26 protein-coding genes and 2 riboswitches are annotated in these 26,466 nt (G+C 67.8%); of the genes, 13 read left to right on the top strand and 13 right to left on the bottom strand.

Translation table 11 applies throughout. The features are described from left to right. The first annotated feature begins 46 nt into the window (after positions 1–46). The 3 genes from AC5P99_RS19570 (at position 47) to AC5P99_RS19560 (ending at position 2,123) form a co-directional block, all read left to right on the top strand. Positions 47–385: a DUF6616 family protein gene (locus AC5P99_RS19570; RefSeq protein WP_005411218.1), complete on the top strand. Its 339-nt coding sequence runs from the start codon at positions 47–49 to the stop codon at positions 383–385. Between the two features lie 112 nt (positions 386–497). Next, positions 498–755, top strand: a complete 258-nt coding sequence (locus tag AC5P99_RS19565; protein ID WP_005411217.1) for a hypothetical protein — start codon at positions 498–500, stop codon at positions 753–755. Between the two features lie 294 nt (positions 756–1,049). Next, the gene (locus AC5P99_RS19560; RefSeq protein WP_005411216.1) at positions 1,050–2,123 is read left to right on the top strand and encodes a 3-deoxy-7-phosphoheptulonate synthase; all 1,074 of its coding nucleotides are present in this window, start codon (positions 1,050–1,052) and stop codon (positions 2,121–2,123) included. A gap of 168 nt (positions 2,124–2,291) precedes the next feature. Here the strand turns inward: AC5P99_RS19560 and AC5P99_RS19555 are convergent, their stop codons facing one another. Continuing rightward, on the bottom strand, positions 2,292–2,909 hold the full coding sequence (locus tag AC5P99_RS19555; RefSeq protein WP_005411215.1) for a trimeric intracellular cation channel family protein: 618 nt from the start codon (positions 2,907–2,909) through the stop codon (positions 2,292–2,294). Positions 2,910–2,991: 82 nt separating this feature from the next. Further along, a riboswitch (glycine riboswitch) is annotated at positions 2,992–3,097 on the bottom strand. A 13-nt stretch (positions 3,098–3,110) separates the two neighbouring features. Continuing rightward, a riboswitch (glycine riboswitch) is annotated at positions 3,111–3,200 on the bottom strand. Positions 3,201–3,240: 40 nt separating this feature from the next. On the opposite strand from AC5P99_RS19555, the gene AC5P99_RS19550 reads away from it, so the two are divergent. The 3 genes from AC5P99_RS19550 (at position 3,241) to AC5P99_RS19540 (ending at position 4,480) form a co-directional block, all read left to right on the top strand. After that, entirely contained in the window at positions 3,241–3,516 is a 276-nt protein-coding gene (locus AC5P99_RS19550) for a GIY-YIG nuclease family protein (protein WP_049450289.1), read from the top strand. 71 nt (positions 3,517–3,587) lie between these two features. After that, a complete protein-coding gene (locus tag AC5P99_RS19545) occupies positions 3,588–4,019 on the top strand; it encodes a nuclear transport factor 2 family protein (protein WP_059035568.1) in 432 nt (143 codons plus the stop codon). A gap of 5 nt (positions 4,020–4,024) precedes the next feature. Continuing rightward, positions 4,025–4,480 carry a hypothetical protein gene (locus AC5P99_RS19540; RefSeq protein ID WP_099605094.1) on the top strand — a complete coding sequence of 152 codons (456 nt, stop codon included), beginning with the start codon at positions 4,025–4,027 and terminating at the stop codon, positions 4,478–4,480. Between the two features lie 88 nt (positions 4,481–4,568). Here the strand turns inward: AC5P99_RS19540 and AC5P99_RS19535 are convergent, their stop codons facing one another. After that, a complete protein-coding gene (locus AC5P99_RS19535) occupies positions 4,569–5,849 on the bottom strand; it encodes an NAD(P)/FAD-dependent oxidoreductase (protein ID WP_099605095.1) in 1,281 nt (426 codons plus the stop codon). A 123-nt stretch (positions 5,850–5,972) separates the two neighbouring features. Between AC5P99_RS19535 and AC5P99_RS19530 the strand changes: the two genes are divergently transcribed. Next, entirely contained in the window at positions 5,973–6,752 is a 780-nt protein-coding gene (locus tag AC5P99_RS19530) for an NYN domain-containing protein (protein WP_005411210.1), read from the top strand. A 143-nt stretch (positions 6,753–6,895) separates the two neighbouring features. Then, positions 6,896–7,516: a glutathione S-transferase family protein gene (locus AC5P99_RS19525; RefSeq protein ID WP_005414615.1), complete on the top strand. Its 621-nt coding sequence runs from the start codon at positions 6,896–6,898 to the stop codon at positions 7,514–7,516. A gap of 96 nt (positions 7,517–7,612) precedes the next feature. On the opposite strand, the gene AC5P99_RS19520 is transcribed toward AC5P99_RS19525, so the two are convergent. Beyond that, entirely contained in the window at positions 7,613–9,790 is a 2,178-nt protein-coding gene (locus AC5P99_RS19520) for a primosomal protein N' (RefSeq protein WP_446832551.1), read from the bottom strand. 413 nt (positions 9,791–10,203) lie between these two features. Between AC5P99_RS19520 and AC5P99_RS19515 the strand changes: the two genes are divergently transcribed. From AC5P99_RS19515 to sppA, 4 genes are all read left to right on the top strand, one after another. Continuing rightward, the gene (locus tag AC5P99_RS19515; protein ID WP_495213460.1) at positions 10,204–11,208 is read left to right on the top strand and encodes a hypothetical protein; all 1,005 of its coding nucleotides are present in this window, start codon (positions 10,204–10,206) and stop codon (positions 11,206–11,208) included. Continuing rightward, the gene (locus AC5P99_RS19510; protein WP_495213459.1) at positions 11,201–11,785 is read left to right on the top strand and encodes a DUF3106 domain-containing protein; all 585 of its coding nucleotides are present in this window, start codon (positions 11,201–11,203) and stop codon (positions 11,783–11,785) included. Before AC5P99_RS19515 ends, AC5P99_RS19510 begins: the two co-directional genes overlap by 8 nt. 282 nt (positions 11,786–12,067) lie before the next feature. Next, on the top strand, positions 12,068–13,432 hold the full coding sequence (locus AC5P99_RS19505; RefSeq protein ID WP_005414611.1) for an MATE family efflux transporter: 1,365 nt from the start codon (positions 12,068–12,070) through the stop codon (positions 13,430–13,432). Positions 13,433–13,547: 115 nt separating this feature from the next. Continuing rightward, positions 13,548–15,470 (top strand): signal peptide peptidase SppA, encoded by a 1,923-nt coding sequence (sppA, locus tag AC5P99_RS19500; protein ID WP_049450300.1) that lies wholly within the window; start codon positions 13,548–13,550, stop codon positions 15,468–15,470. A gap of 98 nt (positions 15,471–15,568) precedes the next feature. Here sppA and AC5P99_RS19495 read toward each other — a convergent pair whose 3' ends face one another. Continuing rightward, positions 15,569–15,781, bottom strand: coding sequence for a hypothetical protein (locus AC5P99_RS19495; RefSeq protein ID WP_005414610.1), 213 nt, complete (start codon positions 15,779–15,781; stop codon positions 15,569–15,571). A 111-nt stretch (positions 15,782–15,892) separates the two neighbouring features. On the opposite strand from AC5P99_RS19495, the gene AC5P99_RS19490 reads away from it, so the two are divergent. Continuing rightward, positions 15,893–16,669, top strand: a complete 777-nt coding sequence (locus tag AC5P99_RS19490) for an SDR family oxidoreductase (RefSeq protein WP_005411202.1) — start codon at positions 15,893–15,895, stop codon at positions 16,667–16,669. Between the two features lie 94 nt (positions 16,670–16,763). Here the strand turns inward: AC5P99_RS19490 and AC5P99_RS19485 are convergent, their stop codons facing one another. The 9 genes from AC5P99_RS19485 to AC5P99_RS19445 all read right to left on the bottom strand — a co-directional run bounded on the left by AC5P99_RS19485 (position 16,764) and on the right by AC5P99_RS19445 (position 26,352). Further along, on the bottom strand, positions 16,764–17,510 hold the full coding sequence (locus AC5P99_RS19485; protein WP_049450302.1) for a hypothetical protein: 747 nt from the start codon (positions 17,508–17,510) through the stop codon (positions 16,764–16,766). A 22-nt stretch (positions 17,511–17,532) separates the two neighbouring features. Further along, on the bottom strand, positions 17,533–18,222 hold the full coding sequence (locus AC5P99_RS19480) for a DUF4124 domain-containing protein (RefSeq protein ID WP_495213458.1): 690 nt from the start codon (positions 18,220–18,222) through the stop codon (positions 17,533–17,535). A 43-nt stretch (positions 18,223–18,265) separates the two neighbouring features. Then, complete coding sequence (gene tsaC / locus AC5P99_RS19475) at positions 18,266–18,856, bottom strand: L-threonylcarbamoyladenylate synthase type 1 TsaC (RefSeq protein WP_005411199.1); 591 nt, start codon at positions 18,854–18,856, stop codon at positions 18,266–18,268. 97 nt (positions 18,857–18,953) lie between these two features. Next, a complete protein-coding gene (locus tag AC5P99_RS19470) occupies positions 18,954–21,440 on the bottom strand; it encodes a DNA topoisomerase I (RefSeq protein ID WP_005414607.1) in 2,487 nt (828 codons plus the stop codon). A gap of 193 nt (positions 21,441–21,633) precedes the next feature. Continuing rightward, positions 21,634–22,566 (bottom strand): RDD family protein, encoded by a 933-nt coding sequence (locus AC5P99_RS19465; protein ID WP_005411197.1) that lies wholly within the window; start codon positions 22,564–22,566, stop codon positions 21,634–21,636. A gap of 49 nt (positions 22,567–22,615) precedes the next feature. Then, the gene (locus AC5P99_RS19460; protein ID WP_099604889.1) at positions 22,616–23,368 is read right to left on the bottom strand and encodes a pilin; all 753 of its coding nucleotides are present in this window, start codon (positions 23,366–23,368) and stop codon (positions 22,616–22,618) included. Between the two features lie 39 nt (positions 23,369–23,407). Continuing rightward, complete coding sequence (locus AC5P99_RS19455) at positions 23,408–23,881, bottom strand: DUF494 family protein (RefSeq protein WP_005411195.1); 474 nt, start codon at positions 23,879–23,881, stop codon at positions 23,408–23,410. A 43-nt stretch (positions 23,882–23,924) separates the two neighbouring features. After that, positions 23,925–25,052 (bottom strand): DNA-processing protein DprA, encoded by a 1,128-nt coding sequence (gene dprA, locus AC5P99_RS19450; RefSeq protein ID WP_005411194.1) that lies wholly within the window; start codon positions 25,050–25,052, stop codon positions 23,925–23,927. A 166-nt stretch (positions 25,053–25,218) separates the two neighbouring features. Beyond that, a complete protein-coding gene (locus tag AC5P99_RS19445; protein ID WP_005414604.1) occupies positions 25,219–26,352 on the bottom strand; it encodes a LysM peptidoglycan-binding domain-containing protein in 1,134 nt (377 codons plus the stop codon). Between the last annotated feature and the right edge of the window lie 114 nt (positions 26,353–26,466).

Here is a 26,466-nt window from a genome sequence, read left to right as displayed (position 1 = left end):
GCCGGCCGCTGGCCGGCAACCCCCGAACCCTCAAGGAAGAACCACCATGTCGCACACCTTCATCGAACTCTACACCGCCACCCCTGCCTGGACCACACTTCCGCCCGAGCAGCGGAACGCCTTCTTCGCCCGTATCGGCGCCGGCATGCAGCAGTTCGATCCGGTCCGCATCACGCCGCTGGCGATGGGCCGCATTGCCTCGGGCGTACCGCACGGCAGCGATGAGCAGTTCTATGCGGTCTGGCGCTGCGCAAGCCGCGAGGAGGTCGATGCGTTGATGGCCGGCATTGCCGCTACCGGCTGGCATGAGTACTTCACCACCACCCAGGCGGTAGGCGCGATGGACAGCATGGCCCAGCACCTTGCCGACCTGGCCGCCTTGTAGCGGCGCGGCAGACGCCGGCAGATCCCGGTGCTGGGCATGGGTGGCACATGCGCCTGTCACCCAGACGCGGTAAACAGGACATTGCCAATGTCCATCCGCAGGAAGGTCGATCATGCAGAGCACGCTCCAGGTCACGCTGTTCGGCCCTCTTGGCGACAGCCCGGCGTTGCAGTTGCCGGGGCTGGAGGGGCCGTCGGTGGCCATCCAGGAATCGGCCCTGCGGCGCTTGGTTTCCGATCTCTACACCGCGCGTTCCCTGCTCAACCCCGAGCAGCTGGACGAGGCCCGGCAGGAACTGGATCGCGTGCTGGAACGCTGGGCCGACATCCATGAGGGCCTGCTGCTGGATGTGGAAGTGCATGGCAAATGAGAGACGTTGCGTGGTTGCCGCCGCGTGGGCAGGGCCGGCGCGCATCTCGCTGAACCGCGTCCCCAGTTGCGGATGAAACATTTTGCACTGCGCAAAAGCTGTGCTATCAATACAACCCATGAACGCAGCCGCCACCCGCTTTTACTGGTATTACTTTCCGAAGCCACTGGCGGAGGAAGGACTGCGCTCACCCTGAAGAAAGCTTCAGACGCATTCCCGAAAGCCGCCAGCGAACCTGGCGGCTTTTTTCATGCCGCCACGCTGGGGACCCCAACGTTCCGGAGACCTCCCCCAATGCCCCCGCACACCGACGACCTGCGTATCCGCACCATCGAACCGCTGACACCGCCTGCCCAGCTGCTGGCGATGCTGCCGTGTGACGATGAAGCCTCCGACACCGTCAGCGCCTCGCGCGCGGCCCTGCACCAGATCCTGCATGGCCGTGACGACCGCCTGGCAGTGGTGGTTGGCCCATGCTCGATCCACGACCCGAAGGCCGCCATCGAGTACGCCCAGCGCCTGAAGCCGCTGCGTGACGCGCTGGCCGGGGAACTTGAAATCGTGATGCGCGTGTACTTCGAGAAGCCGCGCACCACGGTGGGCTGGAAGGGCCTGATCAACGATCCGGACCTGGACGGCAGCTTCAGGATCGACAAGGGCCTGCGCATCGCCCGTGGCCTGCTGCGCGACATCAACAAGCTCGGCCTGCCGGCCGGCGTCGAGTTCCTCGACGTGATCTCGCCGCAATACATCGCCGATCTGGTGGCCTGGGGCGCCATTGGTGCGCGCACCACCGAAAGCCAGGTGCACCGCGAACTGGCCTCGGGGCTGTCGTGCCCGGTCGGCTTCAAGAACGGCACCGATGGCAACGTGAAGATCGCCGCCGACGCGGTGGGTGCGGCCTCCAATCCGCATCACTTCCTGTCGGTCACCAAGCAGGGCGGCACCGCCATCGTGTCGACCACTGGCAACCCGGACTGCCATGTGATCCTGCGCGGCGGCAAGCAGCCGAACTACGATGCAGGCAGTGTCGCCGAGGCCTGCCAGGCGCTGGCCAAGGCCAAGCTGCCGACTCGTCTGATGATCGACGCCAGCCATGCCAACAGCCTGAAGAACCCGGACAACCAGCCGAAGGTGATCGAGGACATCGCCGTTCAGTTGGAAGACGGTGAACAGCGCATCGTCGGTGTGATGATCGAGAGCCATCTGGTCGGTGGTCGCCAGGAACTGGTGGAAGGCCAACCGCTGGTCTACGGGCAGAGCATCACCGATGGCTGCATCGACTGGGACACCACCGTGACGGTGCTGGAGCGACTGGCCGCGGCCGTGCGCGCCCGTCGCGACGTGAAGGTGTCCGAAGCCGCTTGAGTGCGGCACGTGTGTGGATGGCGGCCAGTGCCTGCGGGGGTGCGGCCGCGATCAGGGCCGGTCGGAGTTGGAGACCGGCCCATCTGCACCGGCGATGCGCCTGGCGCTGCGCATGAGCGACAGCGCCAGGTACATCGCCGGGGTGGTGCGGATTCCGCCGCGCGAACCTCAATGCACTTCGTCGTGGTACACGAACTTCGGCATTTCCCAGCGGTAGTGGATCGCCAGCAGGCGCAGCGCGAAGCCGCCGCCGAGGCAGCACAGGATCGCGGTGGCGTCGGCCACGCCCCAGTGCAGCAGCAACAGGTAGGCCGCGCCGGTCAGCAGCGCGATGATCGCGTACAGCTCCTTCTGGAAGATCAGCGGCACCTCGTTGCAGAGGATGTCGCGCAGCACGCCGCCGAACGCGCCGGTCAGCATGCCGGCGATCAGCACGATCGGCATCGCATGGCCGGCTTCGCGCGCAATCGAGCAGCCGATCAGGGTGAAGGCGATCAGGCCCAGGCCATCGAGCACCAGGAAGGTGCGGCGGAAGTGGTGCATCCAGCGCGCCACCCAGGTGGCGATCAGCGCCGCGCACACGGTGAAGCCCAGGTACTCGGGATGCTTCACCCAGCCCAGCGGGTAGTGGCCGAGCAGGATGTCGCGCAGTGAACCACCGCCGAGTGCGGTGACGCAGGCGATCATGACCACGCCGAACAGGTCCATGCGGCGGCGGCCGGCGGACAGCGCGCCGGTCATGGCTTCGGCGGAAATGGCGATCAGGTAGATGATGGACAGCAGCATGGGGCAGGCTCCGGGCGCGGTGGGGCCGGCCATGCGCGGACGCCGCCATTGCCTGCGCAATGACGGAATGACGATGACCGGTGCCGCTCCCGCTGTCCTTTTGCCTGAGAGTTCAGCGGCATGGGCCGCGTGCCCCTTCGGCGGATCGTCCCGGGCATGCCCGGTGACCTCTCTCCAGCTCGGCGAGTCGAATGCATGGTTGGTGGGATTCCAGCCCACCGGCCTGAGCGATCATGGGAGCCTGCGCCTTCGGCGGGCGCCAGCGCGGCGCCTCTCTCCTGCATTCGGGCGCCAGTATATCCGCTGCAGTGCAGCACGGCATAATCCGGGCATGGCCCCGTCCCTCCGCCCGTGGTTCCTGTACCTGCTCGAATGTCGCGATGGCAGCTATTACGCCGGCATCAGCACCGACGTGGACGCGCGTTTCGCCGCCCACCAGGCTGGCAAGGGCGCGCGCTACACCCGGGCCCGGCCGCCGCTGCGGGTGCTGGCCGTGCGCGAGTACCCGGACCGGGCCGCCGCCTCCCGCGCCGAATGGCAGCTCAAGCAGCAGCCGCGCGAACGCAAGCTGGCCTGGCTGCAGGCGGTGGATGCTCGGTCCCTGTAGATCCATGGCATACATGGATGCCTCTGTGCCGCCATGCGATGATCGCCCAGCCCTCAGCGCTGGAGACCCGGATGTCCACCGTCGCCCTGTTGTTCGCTCTCTCCGCGTCAACCAGTCCGGCTGTCGACCCGGCCACCCTCGCGGCCATCGAAGCCACCTGCCATGACTACGTGGACGGTCAGCTGGAAGCCGACCCGCAGCGCGTGGCCCGTTCGCTGCACCCGGACCTGGCCAAGCGCGCGGTCCTCGGCGATACGCCCGACGAGCGGCTGGGCCTGCGCCGCATGTCGAAGGAAGAACTGGTCGCGCTGACGAAGCAGGGCGCGCTGAAAACCCCGAAGGATCAATGGGACCGCCGCTGCACGGTGCTGGACGTGACCGGCAATGCCGCCTCGGTGCGATTGGAAACGCCGTGGTTCGTCGATTACTTCCACATGGGGCGCTTCGACCAGCGCTGGGTCATCGTCAACGCGTTGTGGTACCCGAAACCGAAGGCGAAGTGAGCGCGATGCGTGCCGCCGGTAAGGCATGGGTCTCCGTCGTCGTACTGGCCGCCGGCATCGCAATGCTGCCTGGCCTGCTGTACCTGTTCGGGCTGGCGCTGGTGGAAGGCCGGCCGCAGCCGGCGGACCGCGCGCCCAGTGGTGTGGCTGCGTGCAGCAGTGAACCGCGAACAGGATTTCAGCCGATGAATCCCTGGAGTTTCGCCGCGCAGTTCTTCGACGACGACGCGATGAAGAAGAAGGTGCCAGAGGTGGAACGGGAGGCGTTCTGGATTGCCCGCCGCCATCTTTGGCGGCAGCCACGGCACGACATGCTGCGCTGGCATCTGAGCAGCACGGCACTGACGATCTGGATTACCCGCAACTGGAGTGCCGCGCAGATTGCCGACACCGCAAGGAAGGAGGACTTCTGCCGCGCATGGTCGAAACGGCGGGTGCCCGGCGGCCCGATGAAGCGGTAGATCCACGCCATGCATGGATGATGTTGGAGTCAGAGCCCTTTCCTGCGGAGAGGGGACGGACCGCGCGGCAGCCGGCCAGCGGCCGGCACTACCGTCGGGGTCGCCGGTCTTCCTGGTCATCACCGAAGATGATGCGCGCGCTGCGCTGGTAGCTCCAGTACGCCACGGCCCAGTTCAGCAGCACTACGATGCGGTTGCGGAAGCCGATCAGGAAGAACACGTGCGCGGCCAGCCAGAACCACCAGGCCAGCACGCCCGACAGCTGCAGCCGCCCCAGGTGCACGATCGCGGCCATGCGACCGATAGTGGCCAGGTTGCCGTAGTCGGCGTACTTGAACGGGCCGGGCTCGGGCTTGCCGTGCAGGCGTGCACGGATCACCTCGGCCACGTATTTGCCCATCTGCTTGGCGGCGGGCGCCACGCCGGGTACCGGCTTGCCGTTGGCCTGGCTCAGTGCGGCCAGGTCACCGGCCACGAACAGCTCCGGGTGATCGGGCAGGGTCAGGTCCGGTTGCACCGGCACGCGGCCGGCGCGGTCCAGTGGCACGTCCAGCGTGCGCGCCAGCGGTGAAGCGGCCACGCCGGCGGCCCAGACCACGGTGCGGGCCGGCACGAACTGGTCACCGAGCGTGAAGCCCTGGCTGTCGATGTCGCTCACCGGGGTACCGGTCAGCACTTCCACGCCCAGCTTTTCCAGCTGCCGCCGTGCTTTCAGCGAAAGCACTTCCGGGAACGAGGACAGCACGCGCGGGCCGGCTTCGACCAGCCGCACCTTGGCGCTGGCCGGATCAATGTGGCGGAACTCATTGCGCAATGTATGCCGCGCGATCTCGGCCAGGGTGCCGGCCAGTTCAACACCGGTGGGACCGCCACCGACCACCGCGAAGCTCAGCCATGCGGCCTTCTTCGCCGGGTCCGGTTCTGCTTCGGCACGCTCGAACGCCAGCAGCAGCTTGCGGCGCAGCGCGATCGCATCGTCCAGCGTCTTCAGGCCGGGCGCATCATCGGCCCACTGGTCGTTGCCGAAGTAGGCGTGGGTGGCGCCGGTGGCCAGCAGCAGGCTGTCGTAGTCCAGCGTGCTGCCATCGGCCATGCGGATCTGCCGGGACTGCTTGTCGATGGCGACCACTTCGCCGAGGCGGACTTCCACGTTGCGCTGGTGGCCGAGGATATGGCGCAGTGGTGCAGCGATATCCGGCGCGGACAGGCCGGCGGTGGCCACCTGGTACAGCAGCGGCTGGAACAGATGATGGTTGCGGCGGTCGACCAGGGTGATGCGTATGCGCTCGCGGGCCAGGGCACGGGTGGCCCAGAGACCGGCAAAACCGCCGCCGACAACAACCAGGTGGGGAACGCGCTCGCGACTCATCGACTCACTCCAGTGGGGGCATTGGGGGAAGCGCCTGGCATCTTCGCACGGCGACTGCCTGTCACGTCAGCGCCCGCGTGGATCGGCGATACTCGGGTTCAGGCAACCGCCCGCGAGGAGTCCATGAGCGAACCGGAAAAGCGCATCGCCCTGTTGATCGACGCCGACAATGCGCCGGCCTCGAAGATCGACGAGGTGTTGGCCGAAGTGGCCCGCTATGGGGTGGCCAACGTGCGCCGCGCCTATGGCAACTGGAAGAGCCCGCGACTGAAGGGGTGGGAAGCGGTGCTGCATGAGTATGCGATCCGTCCCATCCAGCAGTTCGCCTACAGCAAGGGCAAGAATGCCTCGGACATGGCAATGGTGATCGATGCCATGGACCTGCTGTACGCACGCAACCTGGATGGCTTTGCCATCGTCTCCAGCGATGCGGACTTCACCCCGATGGTGATGCGCCTGCTGACCGATGGCGTGAAGGTGTACGGTTTCGGCGAGAAGAAAACACCCGAGCCGTTCGTCAACGCGTGCTCGAAATTCACCTACCTGGAAGCACTGGGCCAGACCCACGCCAGCGTGCCGGATACCGAACAGGCATCCAGCGAACAGGCCTCGAACGAGCCGGTGGCCAACGACGATGCGCGCCCGCGCAAGAGCGGTGCGGAAATGCGCAGCGACACGCGGCTGGTGAAGATGCTGCGCCGCGCGGTGTCCGCGGCCGAGGGCGAGGATGGCTGGTCGCACCTCGGCCCGGTCGGCAGCCAGATCGGCAACCAGGCGTCGTTCGACCCGCGCAACTACGGCTACGGCAAGCTCAGCGATCTGCTGGCAGCGATCGGCCTGTTCGAACTGAAGAAGGATGGCAAGTCGTCCTACGTGCGCGCGCTGCCGAAAAAGAACCGGTAATGCCGGCCGCTGGCCAGCGAGGAACCGGTAGTGCCGGCCGCTGGCCGGCAATTCCCTGACGCCAGATCCCGCATCCGGTATGCACACACCCCGCCCGATCAGGGGTATCGTTGCCGCTCGCATTGCCAGCAAGGAATACCCGCATGTTGAAGATCTGGGGCCGTCGCAATTCCAGCAACGTCCGCAAGGTGCTGTGGTGTGCCGAGGAAATCGGCCTGCCGTACGAGTCCATCGAGGTCGGTGGCAGCCACGGCGGCACGCAGACGCCGGAATACCAGGCGATGAATCCCAATGGCCTGGTACCGGTGATCGAAGACCACGGCCTGCCGCTGTGGGAATCGAACGCCATCGTGCGCTACCTGAGTGCGCGCTACGCGCTGGGCACGCTGTACGCCGAAGACCCGATGGAACGCGCCCAGGCCGAGAAGTGGATGGACTGGAGCACCTCGCGCATGGCGCCGCTGTACACCGACCTGATCTGGGGCATCATGCGCACCGCCCCGGCCGACCGCGACGAAGCGCGGATCAATGCCGCCATCGTGCGCGCCGGCGACTACCTGGCGATGGCCGATGCCACCCTGGCCAAGCAGCCGTGGCTGTCCGGCGAGACATTCGCGATGGGTGACATCCCGCTGGGCTCGCTGATCTATGCCTGGTTTGAACTGCCGATCCAGCGTCCGGAACTGCCGCACCTGGCCGACTGGTACGCCCGTCTTCGCGAGCGCCCCGCCTACCAGCGCGGCGTGATGTCGCCGCTGACGTAAGCGAAAGCGTCCGGGGTCAGAGCCCTTTTCTGCGAAAAGGGATCCGACCCCAGGGCATCGGGGTCGGATCCCACCCGACGGGTAGGCTCTGACCCCTCAATAAAGATCCGTCGGATCCACATCCAGCGACCAGCGCACCTTGCGTGCTTCCGGCAGCGCATACAGCTGCGGTACCAGTTGCGAAAGCACCCCGTGCAGCGGTGGCCGCTGCGCGGCAGACAGCAGCAGCTGGGCGCGCTGGTAACCTGCGCGCCGTGGCATCGGCGCCGGCATGGGTCCATAGGCTTCCACCACGTCCTGCTCGCCCAGCAGCTGTCGCGCTGCCAGCAGGAATGCATTGGCATGCTCCACCTGCTGCGCTTCGGCGCGCATCAGCGCCAGATGCGCGAACGGCGGGAATCCTGCGGCCTGGCGCTGGTTCAACTCGGCCTGCGCGAACGGGTGGTAGCCACCGCTGACCAGGGTCTCCAGCAGTGGGTGCCCCGGGTGATGCGTCTGCAGCCAGACTTCGCCCGGGTCGCGCGCGCGTCCGGCGCGACCGGCGACCTGGATCAGCTGCTGCGCCAGTTTCTCGCTGGCGCGGAAGTCGGCCGAGAACAGGCCCTCGTCGATGCCGACCACCACCACCAGGGTCAGCTTGGGCAGGTCGTGGCCCTTGGCCAAGATCTGCGTGCCGACCAGGATGCTGGGCTGGTCGCCCAGTTTCGCCAGCTGTTGTTCCAGTGCATCGCGTCGCGAGGTGGTGCTGCGGTCGATGCGCACCACCGGGAAGTCGGCGAAGGCGGCGGTGAGATGTTCTTCCAGGCGCTCGGTGCCGATGCCCTGCGGTTGCAGCGCCAGACTCCCGCACGCGGGGCATGCCAGCGGCGCCGGTTGCCGCGCACCGCAGTGATGGCACTGCAGGCGACGACCGCCGCCATGCACGGTCATCGGTGCATCGCAGCGGTTGCATGGCGCGGTCCAGCCGCAGTCGTGGCACAGCAGTACCGGCGCATAGCCACGGCGGTTCTTGAACACCAGCACCTGCTGGCCGCGCTGCAGGTGCTCGCCGATGCCGGCCAGCACGTCGGCCGAGAGGCCGTCATGCAATGGTCGCTTGCGCACATCAAGGATGCGCACGCGCGGTGGCCGCGCATCACCGGCACGCTGCTTCAGGCGCAGGTGGGTGTAGCGCCCGGCATAGGCGTTGTGCAGCGTCTCCAGTGAAGGCGTAGCGCTGCCCAGCAGCACCGGAACGCCCAGCGCCTTGCCCCGGACCAGAGCGAAATCGCGTGCGTGGTAGCGGATGCCGTCCTGCTGCTTGTAGCTGCCGTCATGCTCCTCGTCGACGATCAGCAGGCCGGCCTGCGGCAGCGGCGTGAACACCGCCGAGCGGGTGCCGACGATCACCCGTGCCTCGCCGCGCGAAGCCGCCGCCCAGACCCGGGCGCGCTCGTTGTCGTTCAACCCCGAATGCAGTGCATGCACGGCGATGCCGAGGCGGCCGCGGAAGCGTGCCAGGGTCTGCGGGGTGAGGCCGATTTCCGGCACCAGCACCAGCGCCTGCTTGCCTTGGGCCAGGCAGTGGATGATGGCCTGCAGGTAGACCTCGGTCTTGCCGCTGCCGGTTACGCCATCCAGCAGGAACGGTTGGAAGCCCTCGACTGCGTTGATCGCCGCCACGGCCTCTGCCTGCTCCGTGTTGAGGGTGGGGCCAGGCAGTGGCTGCGCGTGCTGCGGAGCGACGCGCAGCGCCACGCGTTCAACCAGCTCGCGCTTGGCCAGGCTGCGCGCGGCGGTGCGCCAGTCGTCCATGCGTTCGCCCAGCACGTCCTCATCGACGATGGCGTCGGCCAGCAGCTCGGCCAGCTGCCGGGGGCGGCTGCCGGCGCGCAGTTTTTCGCGCTGGGCGCGGCCTTCGGCGGTCAGCTGCCAGCCCCAATGATGGGTGTCGGGCAGGGCGTCGCCATGGCGCAGCGGGCCCGGCAGGGCGGTGCTCAGCACCTCGCCCAGTGGCGCATGGGTGTAGCGCGCCAGCCACTGCAGGCTGTGCCACAGCTCGCCCTGGAGCAGCGGTTGCGGGTCGCACCAGGCCAAGGCCTGGCGCAGTCCCTGGCCGTCATCGGTCTGGCCGTGCCCCACCACTACGCCGACCAGCTCGCGGTTGCCGAACGGCACCTTCAGGCGGCAGCCGACCGCGACCGTGGGGCCATCGCCCTCTGGTGACACGTAGTCGAACAGGCGCGGCAGCGGGACGGGCAGGGCGACCTGCAGGGTCGGAATGGGTGAAAGCATCGGGCCAGTGTAACGGGCCATGCGCGCGCGGATGGCAGGGGCCAGAGACTGCCGGGGGGCCTCCGTCGAATCATAAATGTCACCTAAATATCGGTGTCCATTGGAGATTCAGTCTTATCCACATGTTCTGTGGATAACGTTGTGCGTTACCGGTCGACGGGAACGCAGGAGGCCGATGGCGACGAGCTCACGCTTGGGTTGGTCAAAAAATCGCCACACTTCAAAGTCATTCAAAATCAACAACTTGAGTGTGAAACATTGCTGAAACAGAGTGAATTCAGCTGGATGCCGCAGTTTTCCCCGAGGCGGGCGTGGTGCTGTGCACAACCTGCAGCACGAAGTGCCTGCGCGCGCAAGTCCTACGGGTGCCGATGGGCTGCCGCTATCATGCCGGCAGACCTTTGGAGTGACCGATGACGGCTGTGCCCGCCCCTGTTTCCTCGACCGCGGCCGGCGCGCTGTCGGCGTTCCTGCGCGGCGTCGAGCGCCGCGCCCTGGTGGTGGCTGAGCTGCAGTGCGGCGATGCCGCGCGAGCCGAGCAGACCCTGGTGGCGGTGATGCGCGCCTTCGCCGCGGTCGCCAGCGACCTGCCGATGGCGCAGTGGCCCACCCGCTTCTGGACCTTGCTGGGCCAGCGCCAGGCGCTGCGCGAGCCGGTGGGCGGCCAGTGGCTGCCGCCGTTGGCCGCGCTGGGCGAGATGGGGCCGCTGCCGCGCTTGGCATTCCTGCTGCGGGTGGGCGGCAGTCTGGACGAGGGTATCGCCATGCGCGTGCTCGACCAGGACGAAGCGGGCTACCAGCACCTGCTGGCTTATGCCTGCCCCCGTGATGCGCACGGCCAGCCCGATGCGTCGGCATGGCGCCAGCTGGCCGAACAGGTGCAGCTGCGCATCCGCGACCTGCCGGCCAAGCGCCTGCAGCAGCTGCAACAGCCGGCTGCGTCGGCCGCCAGCAATGAAGCTCCCGCGACCAGCTGGCGCGCACCGCAGCGCGATGATCGTGCGGCCGCCCAGGGCAAGCGGCGGCGTCCCAATGCCAGGCCGCGCTGGCGCGGCCCGGTGATCCTGCTGGTGACGGTGGCGGTGCTGTTGGCCGCGGCACTGGGCTGGCGCTACTGGCAAGGACATTCATCCGGTAGCGACGCTCCACTGCCGGAAGGGGTAGTGGGCGAAGCTGGCCCGGTCACGGTGGAAGCGCTTCCGCCGAGCAAGGTCAATGCCACGCCGGATGCGACCCCGGCCCAAGCCTCCGACGACGCCATGATGCTGGCCGACCGCGACTATCCGCTGGTGGCCGATGCCGATCTGTATGCCTGGACCGCCGCCGGCGGCCCGTTGCCGGTGGACGAATCGCAATCCAGGCCGAGCCGGCCCGAGCCGGCCAGCGCCACGCTGGAAACCGCTGCCGCCGATGAATAAGACCCTGTTCGCCAGCCTGCTGCTGGCCCTGCCGTTGGCGCTGTCCGCCGCGCCGCAGACCTTGAGCGTGCCGCTGCCGCCGCCAGTGCCGGGCAGTTCACCGGCGGCTCCCGCTCCGGCCACCACAAACACGACGCCCGCTGCGTTCACCCAGCTCGACGCCCAGCAGCAGCGTCAGCGCCGTGCCGACTACGCGGCCTGGCGCGCCCTGCCGGAGAGCGAGCGGGAGCGCATCCGGCAGGCTGCGGCGCGGTTCAATGCGCTGCCGGCGGACCAGCAGCAGCGCCTGCGCGAGCAGTTCCAGGCGCAGGACCAGGCCTTCCGCGAGGGCTGGCGGCTGGGCCCGCAGCTGGGACTGGAGTTCCCCAAGCTGCACGGCCTGTTCGGCTTCGTGCCACCGGAACAGCGCGAGGCCGCGCTGGCCGTGCTGCGCCAGCTCAGCCCAGCGCAGCTGGCCCAGCTGACCCTGGTCGCGCAGCGCACGCCACCGCAGGAGCGTGACACGGTGCGAGGCGCGTTCCTCGCCGTGCCGGCCGCCGAGCGCGATACCTGGCTCAAGCGCCAGGCGGGTCAGTAAACCGGAAGGCGTAGCGTCCAGGGGTAGCGTCGACTGTTGGTCGACTGCTCTTCATACTGATCCGCGAAAAACCCGCGCTGCGCGCGGAAGTCGACTGACAGTCGACTCTACAGGGCGGGCGGTTTTCCCGGTAACGCGATCGCAACGCGTGATGCTGGGGCCTGCCGGAACCCAGCATTCACGCCATGTCATGGGAATGCGCGCGCTGCGCGCGTAAGATGACCGGCCGCAACCCGGTGCCTGTGCCCTTCGCGCGCAACCGTAGTTCGCGTCAAGCACCTTATGTCTACTGCAACCTCCACGCCGCGCTTCAGCAAGGAAGTCGGCGCCACCGGTCTGCTCGCCCTGCCGCTTGTGCTCGGGCATGTGTCCACCGGTCTGATCTCCTTCGTCGACAACGTCATTGCCGGCCACCACGCCACCGCGACCCTGGCCGCAGTGACCATCGGCACGGCGCTGTTGTGGCTGCCGATGCTGATCCCGATCGGCACCCTGATCTCGCTCACCGCCTCGGTATCGCAGCTGCACGGCGCCGGCCGCGAGCGCGAGATCGGCCCGCTGTTCCGCCAGGCACTGTGGCTGGCGCTGGGGCTGGGGCTGATCATGTTCACCTTCCTCACGGTGGTGCCGCCGCTGCTGCCATCGTTCGGCATCGCGCCGGACATCGTGCCGGGGGCGACCGCGTTCCTGCACGCGGTGCGCTGGGGCGGGCCCGCACTGACCCTGTACTTCTGCATGCGTTACCTGAGCGAAGGCATGCACTGGACGTTGCCGACCATGCTGCTCGGCTTCGGCGGCCTGCTGGTGCTGGCGCCGATGGGCTACGTGCTGGCCAACGGCAAGCTCGGTTTCCCGGAACTGGGTGCGGAAGGCCTGGGCATCGCTTCGGCGGTGATGATGTGGCTGCAGGCCACGGCGTTTGCCCTCTACCTGTGGCGCACCAAGCGCTTCGCCCACCTGCAGCTGTTCTCGCACTTCGAAGGACCGCGCTGGAAGGCGATCTGGGACCTGCTGCGCACCGGCCTGCCGATCGGCATTACCGTGCTGATGGAAGGCGGCCTGTTCATCGTCACCGCGCTGCTGATCGGCCGTCTGGGTGCGAATGAAGCGGCCGCGCACCAGATCGCGATCAACGTGGCGCAGCTGTGCTTCATGATCCCGATGGGCGTGGCCGAGGCCACCACCGTGCGCGTCGGCCATGCGGTTGGCCGTGGCGATGGCTTCGGCGTACGGCGTGCGGCCTGGGCCGGCTACGCGATCATCATGGGCACGCAGACGCTGTCGGCGGCGGTGCTGCTGTTCGGCCACGATGCCATCGTCGGTGTCTACACCAACGACCTGGCGGTGGCCGGCCTGGCCTCGACGCTGCTGCTGTACGCGGCCACCTTCCAGTTCCCGGATGGCATCCAGGTACTGTCGGCCGGCGCGCTGCGCGGCCTGAAAGACACCCGCGTGCCGATGTTCATCGCCATGTTCGCGTACTGGGGCCTGGGCATGCCGCTCGGCGCCGGGCTCGGCCTGGGCCTGGGCATGGGCCCGCAGGGCATGTGGATCGGCCTGATCGTTGGCCTGACCGCCGCTGCCATCCTGATGGGCTGGCGCCTGCGCCGCAGCAGCCTGCGCATCGGCCAGTCGATGTTGTCCTGACCTTTCCGCCCGCCATGCCGACCCATGGCGGGCGATCCCCTGACTTGTGTCCGATGCTGCATCACGCGGCACCGGCTATGCTGGTACCACGGCAAGAAGCCATCCGGAGCGTTCCATGAATCAACCCGTGCCCCCGCTGCCCCCGGCGCGTCGCAACCCCGTCGCCAGTTTCTTCATCGGGCTGTGGGACGTCATGAACTTCACCCGCCGGTTGATCCTCAACCTGCTGTTCTTCGGCCTGCTGTTCCTGCTGCTGGTGATGTTCGTCATCGCGGCGGGCATGGGTGCCGGTGCCAGCAAGTCACTGCAGGATCGCACCACCCTGGTGATCGCCCCGGAAGGTCGCCTGGTCGAGCAGTTCAGCGCCGACCCGGTCAGCCGTGCACTGGCCAAGGCGGTGGGCGACAACGGCGCCGAAGAGATCCAGCTGCGCGACCTGCTGCGGGTGATCGAGTCGGCCAAGGAAGACAAGAAGATCGAGCGCGTGGTGCTGGAGCTGGACAAGCTGCAGCCGTCCGGCTTCGCTTCGCTGCGTGAAGTGGCCACCGCGCTGCAGGACCTGCGTGCCTCCGGCAAGCAGCTGGTGGCCTACAGCGAGAGCATGGGCCAGTCGCAGTACCTGCTGGCCGCACAGGCCGACGAGGTCTACCTGGACCCGATGGGGTCGGTGGTGCTCGAGGGCCTGGGCCGCTACCGCCAGTACTTCCGCACCGGCCTGCAGGACAAGCTGGGCGTGGACGTGCACCTGTTCAAGGTGGGCGAGTACAAGTCCGCTGCCGAGCCGTACGTGCTCGATGCGGCCTCGCCGGCCTCCAAGGAAGCCGACCTGTTCTGGATGAACGACGTGTGGCAGCGCTATCTGGCGGACATCGCCAAGGCGCGTCGCCTGGACCCGGCACAGCTGGCCGCCGGCATCGACACGCTGCCGGAAGGCATCGCCGCCGCCGGTGGCGACCTGGCCAAGTTCGCCCTGCAGCAGAAGCTGGTGACCGCGCTGAAGACCCGCGAGGAGTTCGAGGATCTGATGATCGAGCGCGGCGTGGCCGACGACGATGCCGACGGTGGTTTCCGCAACGTCGACTTCGGCACCTACCTGGGCCAGCTCGATGCGCGCCGCAACCCGGTGGACAACCGTCCGCAGGTAGCGGTGGTTGTGGCCGCCGGCGAAATCAGCGGCGGCGATCTCCCGGCCGGCCGCATCGGTGGCGAATCGACCTCGGCGCTGCTGCGTGCCGCGCGTGACGACGAGAACGTGAAGGCGGTGGTGCTGCGCGTGGATTCGCCGGGCGGTGAAGTGTTCGCCTCCGAGCAGATCCGCCGCGAAGTGGTGGCCCTGCAGGCCGCCGGCAAGCCGGTGGTGGTGTCGATGGGCGACCTGGCCGCCTCCGGTGGCTACTGGATCAGCATGAATGCCGATCGCATCTATGCCGATCCGTCGACCATCACCGGTTCGATCGGCATCTTCGGCATGGTGCCGAACTTCAGCCGCGCGCTGGACAAGATCGGCGTGCACACCGATGGTGTCGGCACCACCCGTTTCGCGGGTGCGTTCGATGTCACCCGCCCGATGGATCCGGCCGTGGGCCAGGTCATCCAGTCGGTGATCAACAAGGGTTACGCCGACTTCACCGGTCGCGTCGCCGACGCCCGCAAGAAGCCGGTCGAGGCCGTCGACGAAGTGGCGCGTGGCCGCGTGTGGAGCGGTGCGCAGGCCAAGGAACGTGGCCTGGTCGATGCCTTCGGTGGCCTGAAGGATGCCGTGGCCGATGCCGCCAGCCGTGCCAAGCTGGGCAAGGCTGATGCCTACCGCGTGCGCTACATCGAGAAGGCGGCGACGCCGTTCGCGCAGTTCGTCAGCGGTTTCGCCGGCAGCCGCGCCGGCGCCTGGATGCTGTCCGACTCGGGCATGGCGCGGATGGTGCTGGCGCGCGCGATGCCGGAAGTGGATACGCAGCTGCGCTTTGTCGAGAACGCGGCGCGCGAGAAGGGCAACGGCACGCCGGTGAAGGCGCTGGCCTACTGCTTCTGCGGGTTCTGATCGGCAGCGGTGACGAATGAAAACGCCCGGCCCTGGCCGGGCGTTTTCATTGGTGGGGTCGGATCCCTTTGCCCCGCAAAGGGCTCTGACCCCACAGGTCACTGCGTCGCGTCGGCCTCGGCCTTGCGTTCGCGTGCGGCGGCCTCTTCCACCGCTTTCTGCGCGCCCTTGGCGCGGTCCAGCGGTTCCTGCATCGCACGCGACATCGCTTTGGGCACCGGTGGCTTCTCCGGGTTCGGCGTCGGCGGCCGCTGGCAGGCCACCAGCAGCACGCCGGCCAGCAGGGACGAGAACAGGGTCAGGATGCGCATGGCGGCTCTCCGCAGTGGGCGTACGTGCAGTGTCGCATCCTCGGCAGAGGGCCGCCGTGAGCGCGTATCCTTGCCGCATCGAAATGCAGCGGGCGCGGCCCCGGAGGAAACATGACCCAGCAACGGTGGCGCCTGGACGGGCAGACCGCCCTGATCACCGGTGCCAGCGCCGGTATCGGCCTGGCCATCGCGCACGAACTGGCCGGCTTCGGCGCGGACCTGATGATCGTCGGGCGCGATATCGACATGCTGGAGACCGCGCGCGACGAGCTGCTGGATGTGTATCCGCAGATGCAGGTGCACGCGCTGGCCGCCGATGTCTCCGACGACGAGGACCGCCGGCAGATCCTGGACTGGGTGGAAGACCACAGTGATGGCCTGCACATCCTGGTCAACAACGCTGGCGGCAACGTCACCAAGGCGGCCACGGAGTATTCAGAGGACGAATGGCGGAAGATCTTCGAGACCAACCTGTTCTCGGCGTTCGAGCTGTCGCGCTACGCGCATCCGCTGCTGGCTCGCCACGCATCGTCGTCGATCGTCAACGTCGGCAGCGTGTCCGGCCTGACCCATGTGCGCAGCGGCGTGGTCTACGGCATGAGCAAGGCCGCGATGCACCAGATGACCCGCAACCTGGCCGTCGAGTGGGCCGAGGATGGCATCCGGGTCAATGCAGTGGCGCCGTGGTACATCCGCACGCGGCGGACCTCCGGTCCGTTGTCGGACCCGGATTACTACGAGGAAGTGATCAACCGCACGCCGATGCGTCGTATCGGCGAGCCGGAGGAAGTGGCCGCCGCGGTGGGCTTCCTCTGCCTGCCGGCAGCCAGCTATGTCACCGGTGAGTGCATCGCGGTGGATGGCGGCTTCCTGCGCTACGGGTTCTGATCTTTCAGCGGGTAGTGCCGGCCGCTGGCCGGCAACTGCAATCATCTGAAGATCCTGTGGTTGCCGGCCAGTGGCCGGCACTACCGGGTGGCGGTCACCCCGGTACCGGGCAGTTGCTGGCCTCCAACACCGCCTGCAGCCGCTCGCGTTCACCGCGCGCGGTATCGCGGTTTTCCGGTGCGGCGAAGCGTTCACGGCCGCGGGCATCGCGGAAGCGCTGCTGCCAGCTGCCGCATCGCTGTGCTTCGGGAAGTTCCTCGCAGCGGTCGCGCACGACTTCGCAGCCGGCCGCGTTCATCGGCGTGACCCCGCCCAGGCCCTGCACCGTCATCGGTTCGCAGCGACCAGGTGATGCCTCGTACTCGTGCAGATAACCACCGCCCTGTCCGTCGGTGCACTGGAAGATCGGGGGAAGCGGCGGCTTCGGTGGACCGTTGCCTGCTTCGGCACGGGCATCGGCATCACGGCGCAGGGTCGCACTGTCGAGAATCTGGTTGGCACCTTCGCGTTCAACCATTCCCGCTTCCATGATGGTGCGTCCTTCGTCCGCGCGTCGTGGTTTCGCTGGGGCCGCAGGGGCAACGGCCGGTCCGGCCGGCACCGGCGCGGGTGTTTCGACGGGGGCGGGTGCAGGTTCCGCAGCCACAGGTGCAGCGGCAGCCGGCTGCGGGTTGGCCGGGCCGGGCACGCGCAGCACCTGCTGCTTGCTGCGGGTGGGGCACGGCGTGCGCTGCAGGGTAGGGACGTCACTACTGCTGGAGGTACAGCGGTAGATCACGCCCTCTTCGGCCAACGCGCTTCCGGGCAGCAGCGCCAGAAGCAACCAGATCAGTCTGTTCATGCTCACAGCGTACAGGCTGCGCTCAACGCTGGCAGTCGCGTGACAGGCGCGCGTCGATGCCACGCTGTTCGTTGTTGATGGCGGTGCGCTCGCTCTGCAATGCGCTGTTGTAGCGACGGTCCAGTTCCCAGCGGCGGTCGCGCAGGCGCGCACAGACCTCCTGTGGCGGCAGCGCGTGGCAGCTGTCGCGCACCAGCACGCTGCCGGCCGGGACCTGCACGCCTACGCCGACGGCGGGCGGCCGGTAACCTGCACCCTCGCCGACGGGCGGACCGATCGGTGTGCCGATGGCCGGGCGCGGACCCGGGTACGATGGGCCCCGATGCCCGTGTGGCAGCCAGACGCTGGTCCACAACGGCACCCAACGCGGATTGCCCTCGTTGCTGTCGCTGGTATAGCGCTGGCCATCGTCGCGCACGCATTCGTACAGCGGCTGCGGCGGCTGGATGTAGACGTGGCGGACCTCGCGGTCACGCATCACCGGAGATTCGTCCGGCGGTGCGGGCGGCGCATCGCTGCGCACCACCCGCGGCGCTGGATCGCGCGGGCGCTGCAGGTCGCGGACTTCCTGGCGGCCGCTGCTGCAGGGCCTGTCCTGCAGGGCCACGGCGCCGTTGCTGGCGACGCAGCGGTAGACCCGCACATCCTCGGCCGCCGGTGCCGTCGATGGCAGCAGCAGGCACAGGCCCAAAGCGGTGCGCAGCAGGTTCATGACGGCAGGGTGCGCCATTGTCCGGGGCAGCGCAATCGGCCGCTCAGGAGCGCAGCACGTTGCCGCTGAGCGCGTCGCGGATCGGGGTGGGCTGGGCCAGGCCGCCGGTTTCGCCATCCAGGATGCCATCAAGCAGGCGCAGCAGGCGTGGATCCAGTTCTTCGCGGCGGCGCGCCGGTGGTTCGCCGGCCAGGTTGGCGCTGGTGGAGACCAGCGGGCCTCCCCAGGCACGGCAGAGTTCGGCCACCAGCGGGTGGGCGCTGATGCGCACGGCGATGCCGCTGTGCTCCCCGGTGACCCACGGCTGGGCACGGGGTCCGGCCGGCAGGATCCAGGTGTTGGCGCCGGGCCAGCTGGCCAGCACCGCGCGCTGGCGTGCGTCCGGCAGGGCCTGCAGGCGCACCCAGCCTTCCAGCTGCGCCAGATCGGCCGCGACCAGAATCATGCCTTTTTCGATCGGGCGTTGTTTCAGTCGCAGCACCATGTGCACCGCCGCCTCGTGCGAAGGGTCACAGCCCAGGCCCCAGACCGCTTCGGTCGGGTAGGCGATCACGCCGCCCGCGCGGAGCGTGGCGACAGCAGAGTCCAGGGTGAGTTCTTTCATGGCGGCGACCGGCCCGGCGTGGGCCTTCATTATCCCCCTGCTGCGTGCAGAAGGGGTGGTCGGCGCGGACGGTAGGTGCGGACCGTTGGTCCGCACACCTTGCCCCTCATCCACGCATGGCGTGGATCTACTTCTTTGCGGCGGCCTTCTTCGCCGGGGCCTTCTTCGCGGCGGCCTTCTTTACTGCTTTCTTGGCCGCGGCCTTCTTGGCAGGCGCTTTCTTTGCAGCGGCCTTCTTCGGCGCGGCTTCCTTCTTCACTGCCGCCTTCTTGGCCGGGGCTTTCTTCGCGGCGGCCTTCTTGGCACCGAAGCCCTTGCGCACCGGCTTGCCGGTTTCTTCCATCAACTGCTGCACTTCAGCCAGGGTCAGCGACGCCGGTTCGCGATCCTTGGGGATCTTGCCGTTCATCCTGCCGTCGCTGATGTACGGGCCGAAGCGGCCGTTCAACACCTGGATGTCGCTGCCCTCGAACTCCTTGATGATCCGGTTGCGCGCGATCTCTTCCTTCTCTTCGATCAGGAACACGGCGCGCGCCAGGTCGATGGTGTACGGGTCGTCCTCCTTCTTCAGCGAGGCATAGGTGCTGCCGCGCTTGGCGAACGGGCCGAAGCGGCCGATGCCGACGCTGACCGGCTCGCCGTTGTCCTCGCCCAGTGCGCGCGGCATCAGGAACAGCTCCAGCGCGTCTTCCAGGGAAATGGTGTGCATCGACTGGCCGGGGCGCAGCGAAGCGAACTTCGGCTTCTCCTCGGCATCTTCGGCGGTGCTGCCGATGGCGGCATAGGGCCCGAAACGGCCCAGCCGCACGCTGACCGGCTTGCCGGTCTTGGGGTCGGTGCCGAGCTCGCGCGCGCCACTGGCCTCTGCGCGGTCGACCGATTCCTTCTTGTCTTCGACCAGTTCCTTGAACGGTTCCCAGAAGCGCGACATCAGCGGGATCCAGTCTTCTTCGCCACGCGAGACGGCATCGAGCTCGTCTTCAAGCTTGGCGGTGAAGTCGTAATCCACGTACTGGGTGAAGTGGCTGGACAGGAACTTGGAAACCGCGCGGCCCACATCGGACGGGCGGAAGCTGCGCCCTTCCATTTCCACGTACTTGCGGAACAACAGGGTCTGGATGATCGAGGCGTAGGTCGAGGGACGGCCGATGCCGTACTCTTCCAGCGCCTTCACCAGCGCCGCTTCGGTGTAGCGCGGTGGCGGCTGGGTGAAATGCTGTTCGGCCTGGATGCGTTCCAGCGGTACGCGGTCGCCGGGCTTCATCGCCGGCAGCTTGCGGCCTTCGTCCTCGTCCTCGGCACTCTTGTTGTCCTTGCCTTCCTCGTACACGGCCAGGAAGCCGGGCACGACCACGGTGGTGCCGCTGGCGCGGAACACGTGTTCGCTGCCGGCCGACAGGTCGACGCTGACCGTGTTGAGCGTGGCCGGAATCATCTGGCAGGCCACTGCACGCTTCCAGATCAGCTCGTACAGGCGGCGCTCGTCGTCGGTGAGGAAGCGTGCGACCTGGGCCGGGGTGCGCAGGGCCGAGGTCGGGCGTACCGCTTCGTGCGCTTCCTGGGCGTTCTTCGACTTGGTCTGGTAGGTGTTGGGCTGGTCGGGCAGCGAGGCGATGCCGTAATCACGGGCGATCACGTCGCGGATCTCGGCCAGCGCATCCTGCGACAGGTTCACCGAGTCGGTACGCATGTACGAGATCAGGCCGACGGTGCCTTCGTCACCAATCGCCACGCCTTCATACAGCTTCTGCGCCACCTGCATGGTCTTGCGGGTGGTGAAGCCGAGCTTGCGCGAGGCTTCCTGCTGCAGGGTGGAGGTGGTGAACGGCGGCGCCGGGCGGCGCTTGCGCTCCTTGCTGGCCACGTCGGTGACGTGCAGCGAGCCCTGCGCGGCCTGCTGGATGCGCATCCGCGCCGCTTCAGCGGTGTCGCCATCGGTGATGGTGAACTGCTCGAACTTCTGCCCGTCCAGCTTGATCAGCTTGGCGTTGAAGTGCTGCGACGGGTGCGCGCACTCGGCGGCGATCGACCAGTACTCGCGGGCGATGAAGGCTTCGATCTCTTCCTCGCGCTCGACGATCATGCGCAGCGCCGGGCTCTGCACGCGGCCGGCGGACAGGCCGCGCTGGACCTTGCGCCACAGCACCGGCGACAGGTTGAAACCGACCAGGTAATCCAGCGCGCGGCGCGCCTGCTGGGCATCGACCAGGTCGCTGGCGATCGCGCGCGGCTGGCTGATGGCTTCCTTGATGGCGCGCGGGGTGATCTCGGTGAACACCACGCGCTGCATCGGCTTGTCCTTGACCAGCCCGCGTTCCTTCAGGATCTCGGCGATATGCCAGCTGATCGCTTCACCCTCGCGATCCGGGTCGGTCGCCAGCAGGATGTCGTCGGCGCCCTTGGCGGCCTTGGCGATCGCATCGACGTGCTTCTCGTTCTTGTCGATCACGTCATAGTGCATGGCGAACCCGTTGTCCGGGTCGACCGCGCCTTCCTTCGGAATCAGGTCACGCACATGCCCATACGAGGCCAGGACGGTGTAGTCCTTGCCGAGGTATTTGTTGATCGTCTTGGCCTTGGCCGGCGATTCGACGATGAGCAGGTGCTTGGGCATGGCAGCAGGGTCTGTGGGGCGAACCGTGGGGAAGGGGCCGCTAGGGTGGAGCAAATGGCCGCATTAGTGAAGCGGCCACGCGCAAATCCATAAACTGAACGCCCGGTAATGTGCCGGGCGTTCAGGTTTCACCTTATTAGAGGAATCACGCCCGGCCAGCCCGTGTCAAGCAGCCAGCCGTGAGGATGGCCGTTCAGGAGGCCATCTTGGCGATGAAGCCGACCGCGAACACCAGCAGCGCCAGGCCCACCAGCGACAGTACCGCGGTCAACACCAGTACCAGCACGGTGACGGTGCCCAGCTCGCGGCGCTGCAGGTGGGGCTGGTCGGTGTAGGCCCAGCGGTCGACCACCAGAGTGTCGCAGATCATGTCGTGCAGGCCCTGCTTGCGTTCGGTGAAGGCCGCCATCAGGAAGCCGATGCCGAGGGTGAAGCTGCTCAGCAGCATGGCCCAGTAACGACCGAACGCGCGGGCCTTGGTCAGGCGCTCGCCGTTGCCGCGGACGACCTTGATGCCGACCGCCATCTTGCCCAGCGTGGCGCCGCCCTTCGAGGCATGGAACCAGGTGTAGTACGCCATGCCGATGCAGAGGTTGATCAGGGCACTGGCCAGCTGGGCCACGATCTCGATGGCCGATTCGCCACTGCCCACCGCGCCCATGCTGGCGCCCAGGATCGCACCGAGGATGGCCCCGATGATGCTGCCGGGGATGACCAGCACGAAGTAGTCGATCATGTAGGCCGCCACGCGCTTCCAGAAGCCTGCGTAGACCACTTCACCGCCCACCACAGGTTGTGCGTGGCCACCGCTGCCGACGGCGGCTGGAGCGCTGTATGGCGAGCTGCTGAGCGCGCCGGTGCCGGGCAACGGTGCGGTGCCGCTATCGATGGCGGCATAGTCGCTGCGCAGGTCGAACCCGCCGCTGCTGGTGGCCGTGCTGGCATCGGCCAGCGTCTGCAGGCCGAGCTCGTCGACCACCTGGCGCAGTGCAGCCCACTGGGCCATGCCCTCGCGCCAGACCAGGGTGTCCAGGTTCAACTGGCCGCGCTGGAAGCGCTGGCGGATCTCCTGGACCGGCAGCGGGCCCTGGCGTTGCTGTCCTTCGGCGTAGTACCACTCAGTCATTGCATGTTCCCTGTTGAATCATCCTTGGAGTTGCTGGCGTGCGCGTGGCTCAGCCGCGGCACGTCGGCGGCAGGTACTTGTCGTTGCTTTCGCCACTGCATTCCCAGCGGCCGCTGTCGCGATCATATTCCAGCCACAGCAGGTCGCCGTCGATGCCCTTGCCTGGTACCGCCAGCGTTGCTTCGATGCCGCAGTGACCGTTGTTGAAGCGGCCGATGTTCACCGCCGACAGGCCCGCGTTGGCGAAGTCGCCCGGGGCCGGGAAGCCGGCGTCATTGGCACCCGGGCAGCGGCCTTCGTCATCGGCGAAATGCTGCACCTGGTCCTTCAGCGGCTGCAGCGCGGCCACGGCGCCGGCGACTTTGCTGCGCACGGTGTAGTCGTTGTAGGCCGGCAGCGCGATGGCGGCCAGAATGGCCACGATCGGGACCAGTACCAGCAACAGGGCACCACCGATGATGGCGGTCAGCGCACAGCCGGACAGCTTCTTTTTCGGTGCCGGCAGGACGGTGGCCGATGCACTGGCGGCGTAGGGCGTGGACGGCGGCAGTACCGGCGGCTGCGGCGGAGGCGGTGCGACGCGTTCCGGTTCGGGTTCGACCGGCGGTACGGCGGCGTCCAGCGCCGGCACGATCAGGCCGAGTTCGTCCACGACGGTGCGCAACGGCTGCCATTGCGGCAGTCCGTCGCGCCAGACCAGGGTGTCCAGGGTGATCTGGTTGTTTCGGAACAGCTCGACCAACTGTTCCGCCGGCAGCGGACCTTGCTGCCGGTTGCCTTCTGCATGGAACCACTCGCTCACGGGGACGCTCCTGAATGCGCTATGCCCCCAAGTGTACGGTCAGTGCAGGGGTTCTGGCTCGTCCATGAACATCTGCGTCTCCATCCAGGCATAGGCCGCTTCGGAGCCAGGCTGGTTGAACAGCACCATCAGTACGACCCATTTCAGGTCGTCCAGGTCCAGTTCGTCCTGGTCCAGAGCCATCGCCCGGTCCAGCACCAGTTCGCGCTGGTCGGCGTCGAGGATGCCGTGCTGTTCCAGGTACAGCAGGAAGCCGCGGCATTCCACGTCCAGCTTGTCCAGCTCGGGGCCGTGGTAGACGCGCACGGGGCCGTCGACCCGTGCCTGGGCCACGCTCGGCCGCTGCGCGGCCAGGGCGTCGAGCCAGTCGAACGCCTTGTTGATCTCGGTTGGGCTGAAACCGGCCTGGATCAGGCCGTTCTGGAGCGAATCGCGGTCACGGATCAGGTCCGCGTCTTCGCTGAAATAGTGTTCAAACAGGTACAGCAGTACGTCCAGGATGCTCTCTTTCATTGCCCCTCGGCCTGCGTCGCGCGACGCTGTGGAGGTGAAGAAACTAGGGAGTTCGACAGTAGCGGCCGTGTACGCACACCACGATTCCCGCCAGTTCCATGGCCAGCAGCATGGAGGACACCTGGGGCGCCGTCAATCCACAGCGTGTGATCAGTGAATCCATACTGCTTGGGTCGTGGTCCAGGGCCCGCCACAAGCACTGGTAGTCAGGGTCGTCGGCCCAACGCGCCGGCAGGAGCGCCGGCGGTGCCTGTTCAGTGGGGGTGCCCAGCCGTGATTGCAAGCCCGGCAGCTGCTGGCGAAGGGCAGGGGCCAGCAGTTCCAGCACTTCCTCGGGGCGCTCGACCAGTGCGGCCCCTTCACGGATCAGCCGGTGGCAGCCCGCTGCGCGTGGGTTGAGTACCGAGCCGGGCAGGGCACAGACTTCACGGCCCGCCTCGGCAGCCAGCCGTGCGGTGATCAGGGCGCCGGAGCGTTGCGCAGCCTCGACCACCACCGTCGCCAGCGCCAGCCCGGCCACCAGGCGGTTGCGCGCGGGGAAGTGGCCCGGGCGTGCCGGTGTGCCGGGCAGGTACTCGCTGAGCACCGCGCCCTCGGCGGCGATCCGCCCCTGCAACCGTTGGTGGCTGTCCGGATAGGCCCGATCAGGGCCGGTCCCGATCACCGCCACGGTGCAGCCGCCTGCCTCCAATGTGGCCAGATGGGCGGCCGCGTCGATGCCGGCCGCCAGGCCACTGGTTACGGCCAGTCCGGCCTCGACGAAGCAGCCGGCAAAGCGCGCGGCCAGCGCGCGTCCTCCCGGGGTTGGCGAGCGGCTGCCGACCAGCGCCACCGAGGGGCGCCAGGCCAGGCTCGGATCGCCCGCCACGAACAGCGCCAGTGGCGGGTTCGGGACGTCCAGCAGGGGCGGCGGAAAGGCCGCATCGGCAAAGGACAGCAGATGGTGGTCGTCGTCTTCCAGCCAGTGCCGCGCCACGGTCCAGGCGCGGGCGTCGGGGCGTTCCAGTGCAGCGCACTGCTCTGGCGTGCAACCGTGCGCGCGCCAGGTCGCGGCGCCCTGCGCGATTGCGGTCTCCGCGCTGCCCGCGGCCTGCAGCAGGGTCCGCCGTGGCGCCAGCGCGCCGCCTGCCATCACCAGGCGCAGCAGCGCCTCATCAGCTTGCTTGGTCATTCCCCCACTATCGAGCGCATGCAACAAAGGCGCCCTAGGGCGCCTTCGCATGTGGCTGTCAGACTTTGCCGGAGACCGTCCCTGTAGAGTCGACTGTCACTCGACTACCGCGCGCAGCGCGGGCGCTTTCGGGGGGCGGTGAAGAGCAGTCGACCAACAGTCGACTCTACCGCGCGTCCGGGTGCAGGGCGTTGTACCCCACGCGCACCGGCTTCACGCCCTGCATCACCAGCGCGTAGCTGACATTGTCGAAGGTGCGGAACACCATGGCATGCGCCGCGTACTCGTCCGGCAGCGAGACCCGGCCGGCGCCGGTGCTGAGCGAATCGTCCGTGCGCGACGAGTTCGGGTACTTCATGCGGTGCGCCACATGGCGGCCCGGGCGCCACAGCGAGAACACGGTTCCATTGTCCACGCCCTGCGTGCGACCAGCCGAGATCGCGATCACGTCGCGGGGGCCGCCGGCAGTGAACATGTCGGTGACGGCCAGCACGCGTACGTCGACGCCCTCGACGCCTGCGGCGGGGACATGGGGCACGAACTGCAGGTCGTACGGCCTGGCCTCGATCGGCACCAGGCGGTCGCCGGCACGCACCTCACGGCCGCCTTCGTTCTTGTCCAGCACCAGGGTGGACGCCTCGACCTTGCCTCCGGCGACATGGGTGATGGTGCCGGTGGCGACCTGGGCCAGCTCATAGCCGAGCACGCCGCGGCGGTGGTTGGGTGCGCTGTAGGCGCGCCACAGGTTGCCGCTGCCCGGGGTGACGTCGCCGTTGGCGGTCAGGTCCTCGGTCGGCTTGGGCTGGGCGTAGCGCACGGTCGGGCGGACAACCGCCCAGCGCTGGCCTACCTGGGCGTCAGCCAGGCGCACATAGACGGCGTGGCCGCTGGTGGCACGCAGGCGTTCCTCTTCCAGGCCGGCCACGTAGGGCAGCTGCTCGATGCTGTCGACCACGCTCAGCTGCTTCAGGAACGGCTCGACCTGGGCCAGCGGAATGGCGTCGATCGGGGCCTCCTGGCGTGGGCCGGGCCGGGCCGCCACGGTCACCCGGTCCAGGTAGGCCAGGCTCAGGACGTCACCGGGATAGATCAGGTGCGGATTGGCGATCTGCGGATTGGCCTGCCAGATCTCCGGCCACAGCCACGGCTTCTGCAGGAAACGTGCGGCGATATCCCACAACGTATCCCCTTTTCGGACCACATAGGTGTCCGGGTGCCCGCCATTCACTTCCACGGCGGTAGCATAGGCAGCCACGGTCAGCATCGCCGCGGCGACGACCGTACGAAAACGAAGCAACATAAGTGTGAAGCCCTGATTCCCCAACAGGTCCGCGCACTATAGTCCAGAAACCGGGGCGCAAGGCAAGCGTTGGAGCTAGAATCTGCGACGTATGCCGGCGTGCCGGCCCCCTAT

The organism is Stenotrophomonas sp. YJH_SMC_80, assembly GCF_059372495.1.
Note: the sequence above shows the minus strand (reverse complement) of the source record. Positions and strands in the feature narration are given on the sequence as shown.